The sequence below is a fragment of the Thermomonas hydrothermalis genome (genome assembly GCF_900129205.1).
GTDB classification, from domain to species: domain Bacteria; phylum Pseudomonadota; class Gammaproteobacteria; order Xanthomonadales; family Xanthomonadaceae; genus Thermomonas; species Thermomonas hydrothermalis.
On sequence record NZ_FQUK01000059.1, the window covers coordinates 1 to 4,733 of the forward strand.

Below are 4,733 nucleotides of genomic sequence, written 5' to 3' on the forward strand. Positions count from 1 at the left end.
CAGATCCAGGCCGCCAAGGCCCGCGCCAAGGGCTATCGCACTGACGCCAACCTGATCGCCATCAGCTACCTGCTGTGCGCCAAGCTCAGGCATCTACCCCGTCACCCTTGGCTCCATGCTCCCCATCAGACATGAACCGTTTCCACTGGAATCGCGATTGAGCCCATTTCAAGCCACCACTCCGTAACACCTTAATTCCCCGATTTGATACTGGTGACCACTCTATATCACCCCCCCCCTTTATTTCGTCAAGCGACATCACAACCGGAGTCACTCCCAGCCAGTCATTCGCCGACGCGGCTCATGCGCCGCACTGCACAAACGTTCACAAACTGATCGACAATGCAGGTAGAGTGGAGCTAGCACACAGCCGCGTGAACTTCCGGCACTGGCCGGCGGTCCACCTGCCTGCCAGCATCCCTGTTGTTCCACCACCCCCACCGCGGATCCCCGCATGACCCGTCAGCGTCCCCTGTTCGCTCTCCTGTTTGGCCTGGTGCTGGCCGCGCCGCTGGCGCTGCTGGCGGCCGCCGGCGATACCGCCGCCCTGCCCGATGGCCCCACCCAGAACCAGTCGATCGCCGCACGCATGGTGTACGGCCTGTTGTCCGACAGCCGCTACGCCTATCGGCCGCGTGCGCTGGACGATGCCCTGTCGCAGGAAATCCTCGACGAATATCTCAAGGCGCTGGACCCCTCGAAGCTGTTCTTCACCGACCAGGACGTTGCCGAGCTCAAAGCCCGCTACGCCACCACCTTGGACGACGCCATCAAGAGCGGCAAGGTCGAGCCGGCCTGGGCGATCTTCGCGCTGTACCGGCAACGGGTGGAGGAGCGGGTGGCCTATGCCCGCCGCCTGCTCACCGGCAGCTTCGATTTCAGCAAGGACGAGCGTTACGCCTATGACCGCAAAGATGCGCCATGGGCGGACAGTGCCGCGCTCGACCAGCTGTGGCGGCAGTCGGTCAAGAACGACTGGCTGCGCCTGAAGCTGGCCGGCAAGCAGCCGGACGAGATCCGCAAGCTGCTGGACAAGCGGTATGCCAACGTGCTGACCAGCGTGCAGCAGATCAAAGGCGAGGACGTGTTCCAGAGCTTCATGAATGCCTACGCCAGCCGGATCGACCCACATACCGATTACCTGACCCCGCGCAGCGCGGAAAACTTCAACGTGCAGATGTCCAACTCGCTGGAAGGCATCGGCGCGGTGCTGTTCCGCCAGGATGACGTGGTGGTGGTGCGCGAAATGGTGCCGGGCGGGCCGGCCGCACGCAGCGGCAAACTCAAGCCGGGCGATCGCATCGTCGCGGTCGGCCAGGGCACCAGCGGCGAGATGAAGGATGTGGTGGGCTGGCGCATCGACGATGTGGTGGCACTGATCCGCGGCCCCGCCAACACCCAGGTGCGGCTGGACGTGGTGCCGGCCGAAGCCCCGCTCGACAGCAAGCCGCAGCAGATCGTGCTGACCCGTGCCAAGGTTCGGCTGGAAGACCAGCGCGCACGCGCCGACATCATCAGCGTGCCGGCCAATGGCACCCTGCCGGCACGACGGATCGGGGTGATCCGCCTGCCTGGCTTCTATCAGGACTTCGAAGCCCGCCGCCGCGGTGACAAGAACTACGCCTCTGCCACCCGCGACGTGGCGCGGATGCTGGCCGATTTCCGGGCCCAGAACGTCGATGGCGTGGTGCTGGATCTGCGTGGCAACGGCGGCGGCTCGCTCAGCGAGGCCGTCGAGCTGACCGGCCTGTTCATCGACAAGGGGCCGGTGGTGCAAGTCCGCGAAACCGGCGGCCGGGTCACCGTGCAATACGACCAGGATGCCGGCGTGGCCTGGGACGGGCCGCTGGCCGTGCTGGTCAATCGTGGGTCCGCCTCGGCCTCGGAGATCGTCGCCGGCGCGATCAAGGACTACGGGCGCGGCCTGATCATCGGCGAGGACACCTTCGGCAAGGGCACCGTGCAGACGCTGGTGGATCTGGATCGCTGGCCGGCCAATGAGACCCCGCGCTTTGGCGAAGTCAAACTGACCGTCGCCCAATTCTTCCGCCCGGATGGCAGCAGCACGCAAAACAAGGGCGTGCAGCCGGATGTGGCCTTCCCCGCCAGTGTCGATGCCAGCGAATACGGCGAAAGCACCTACCCCAATGCGCTGCCGTGGTCGCGCATCGCCGCCGCCCCCCATGTGCGCTACGGCAACTTCACACCCTTGCTGCCCCAGCTCGACGTCCTGCACCAGGCGCGCACGGCCAAGGATGTGGAATACCAGTGGTGGCTGGAGGATGTGCGCCGGTTCCGGGAGGAGCAGGCGAAGAAGTCGATCTCGCTCAACGAAGCCGAGCGCCGCGCCGAGCGCGACCGCTTCGAGGCACAGCGCAAGCAGCGCGCCGAGGAACGCAAGCGCCTGGGGCTGGCCCAGGATCCGCTGCTGGAAGCGCGCCCGGATGATGGGCTGGCCGCTGACGAACGCAACGTCGCCGAATCGGTGGCGCGCGAGGAAGCGGCCCGCAAAATGATCGACCCGCTGCTGCGCGAATCCGCCGCCATCCTCGCCGACGCCATCGGCTTGCTCGGCAAGGACGGCGCACTGGCGGCACGGGTGCTGCCCGCCACTCGCAACGCGGGCGGTCACTGGGCCGACTAAGAACGCTCCCACCACGGCGGAGAGTTCCGTCGGCCAGGATGGCATTGCGCCGATCCTCCCTGACCGGCGATCCCCACATTGATCGACGGGCGGGCACCATCCGGGTGCCCGCCGCCGTTTGCAAGGCAACCCCATGTCCTCAGCACCCCCGACCGCTTCGCTCGCCCGCACAGCCCTGGCCCTGAGTGCCGTCTATCTGATTTGGGGCTCGACCTATCTGGCGATCCGGATCGCGCTGGAAGGCGGGTTTCCGCCCTTCCTGCTGGGCGGGATCCGCTTTGTGATCGCCGGCGCGCTGCTGCTTGGCGTCCTGCGCCTGCGCGGGGAGCCGGGGCCGACCCCGCGGCAGTGGCGGAACGCCGCAGTGATGGGAGCGTTGTTGCTGCTGTTGGGCAACGGCATGGTGAACCTGGCCGAGACCAAAGTGTCGTCCGGGCTGGCCGCGGTCACCGTGGCCTCCGCGCCGCTGTGGATGGCGGTGTTTGCGGCCATGCGCGGCCATCGGCCGACACGGCTTGAGATGGTCGGCCTGGGCATCGGTTTCATCGGCGTGGTCTGGCTGAGCAGCAGTGACAGCCTGACCGGCGCCCCGCTGGGCCTGCTCGCATTGCTGATCGCCTCGGTGTCCTGGTCATTCGGCTCGATCTGGAGCCGCGGCCGCGATCTGCCCGCGCCGCTGATGTCCGCCGCCGCGCAAATGCTGTGCGGCGGCCTGCTGATGCTGGTCGTCGGGCTGGCATTGGGCGAGCGCCTGTCCGGCCTGCCCACGGCACGCGCGCTGGCGGCATTCTGGTATCTGGTGGTGATGGGCTCGCTGGCAGGCTTCTCTGCCTACGTCTGGCTGCTGCACCACGTGCGGCCGGCGCTGGCCGGCAGCTATGCCTACGTCAACCCGGCGATCGCGGTGCTGCTGGGCGCCTGGCTGGCACACGAACGGATCGGTGCGCACGAGGCCGTCGCCATTGCAGTGATCCTGCTGGCCGTGGCCGTCATCACCCTGCGCCGGAGCGCCAACACCACGCCCGCTGCACCGGTGGAGGACGTGGCATGAGCGCGTCCACGCGTCAGGACGTCACCCGCGGCATCTGGGCCGCCCTGGCCAGCTTCACCCTGTGGGGGGTGGCCCCGCTGTACTGGCATCTGCTCAAGCACGTGCCTTCGCTGCAGATCGTGCTGCACCGCGTGGTCTGGAGTGCGCTGCTGGTGGGCGCCTTCCTCACCTGGCGCGATGGCCGCCACTGGCTGCGGCTGGCCCTGACCGGCGCACCACGCCTGCGCGCCATGCTGCTGCTCAGCAGCGTGCTGATCGCGTTCAACTGGGGGCTCTACATCTGGGCGGTGAACGCCGGCCACGTGGTGGAAACCGCCCTGGGCTACTTCATCAACCCGCTGCTCAATGTGGTGATCGGTGTGCTGTTCCTGCGCGAACGGCTGCGCCCGCTGCAATGGCTGTCGGTCGCGATTGCCCTGGTCGGCGTGCTGTGGCTGACCTGGCAGTACGGCCGCCCACCCTGGATTGCACTGGCGCTGGCGGCATCGTTCGGGCTGTACGGCGTGCTGCGCAAGCTGGCGCACGTCGATGCCGTCACCGGGCTGGGCATCGAAAACGCCTACCTGGTTCTGCCAGCACTGGCGGCACTGCTGTGGTTGCACGGTGCCGGCCTCGGATACACCAGCACCGGCCCGGGCGACACCGCGACATTTGCCTTGCTGGTGCTGTCGGGTCTGATCACCGCGCTGCCGCTGATCGGGTTTGCCTACGCCGTGCGGCGCGTCTCGCTGACCGTGGTCGGGGTGATGCAATACATCGCCCCGACCCTGCAGTTCCTGATCGGCGTGCTGATCTTCGATGAACCGTTCGACCGTGTCCGCCTGCTTGGCTTTCTCTGCATCTGGGTGGCGCTGGCGGTATTCATGGCCGACGGCCTGCGCCACACCCGCCGCCAACGCCAGGCCGCACTCGCAGACCTGGCCTGAGCTGGTTCAAATCGCGCCGTTATACCTGCTCTCTTTGGATAGCTAACAAGTAGAGGGTGAGCGCATACCGTGCCGAGTTGTAGCTCCCTCTCTCACCCCGGATAGCTACAAT

General features: G+C 67.0%; 3 protein-coding genes. All 3 read left to right on the plus strand.

Going from position 1 to position 4,733, the window contains the following annotated elements:
* Window positions 1-454 precede the first annotated feature (454 nt).
* The 3 genes from BUA29_RS11255 (at window position 455) to rarD (ending at window position 4,621) form a co-directional block, all read left to right on the plus strand.
* A complete protein-coding gene (locus BUA29_RS11255; RefSeq protein WP_072756628.1) occupies window positions 455-2,644 on the plus strand; it encodes a carboxy terminal-processing peptidase in 2,190 nt (729 codons plus the stop codon).
* Between the two features lie 133 nt (window positions 2,645-2,777).
* The gene (gene yedA / locus BUA29_RS11260; RefSeq protein WP_072756629.1) at window positions 2,778-3,695 is read left to right on the plus strand and encodes a drug/metabolite exporter YedA; all 918 of its coding nucleotides are present in this window, start codon (window positions 2,778-2,780) and stop codon (window positions 3,693-3,695) included.
* Window positions 3,692-4,621, plus strand: coding sequence for an EamA family transporter RarD (rarD, locus tag BUA29_RS11265; protein WP_072756630.1), 930 nt, complete (start codon window positions 3,692-3,694; stop codon window positions 4,619-4,621). Before yedA ends, rarD begins: the two co-directional genes overlap by 4 nt.
* Window positions 4,622-4,733: the final 112 nt, after the last annotated feature.

Excerpts from the sequence above, each read along its gene's own strand:
- BUA29_RS11255 (WP_072756628.1), top strand. The coding sequence starts at position 455 with ATGACCCGTCAGCGTCCCCTGTTCGCTCTCCTGTTTGGCCTGGTGCTG.
- yedA (WP_072756629.1), top strand. The coding sequence starts at position 2,778 with ATGTCCTCAGCACCCCCGACCGCTTCGCTCGCCCGCACAGCCCTGGCC.
- rarD (WP_072756630.1), top strand. The coding sequence starts at position 3,692 with ATGAGCGCGTCCACGCGTCAGGACGTCACCCGCGGCATCTGGGCCGCC.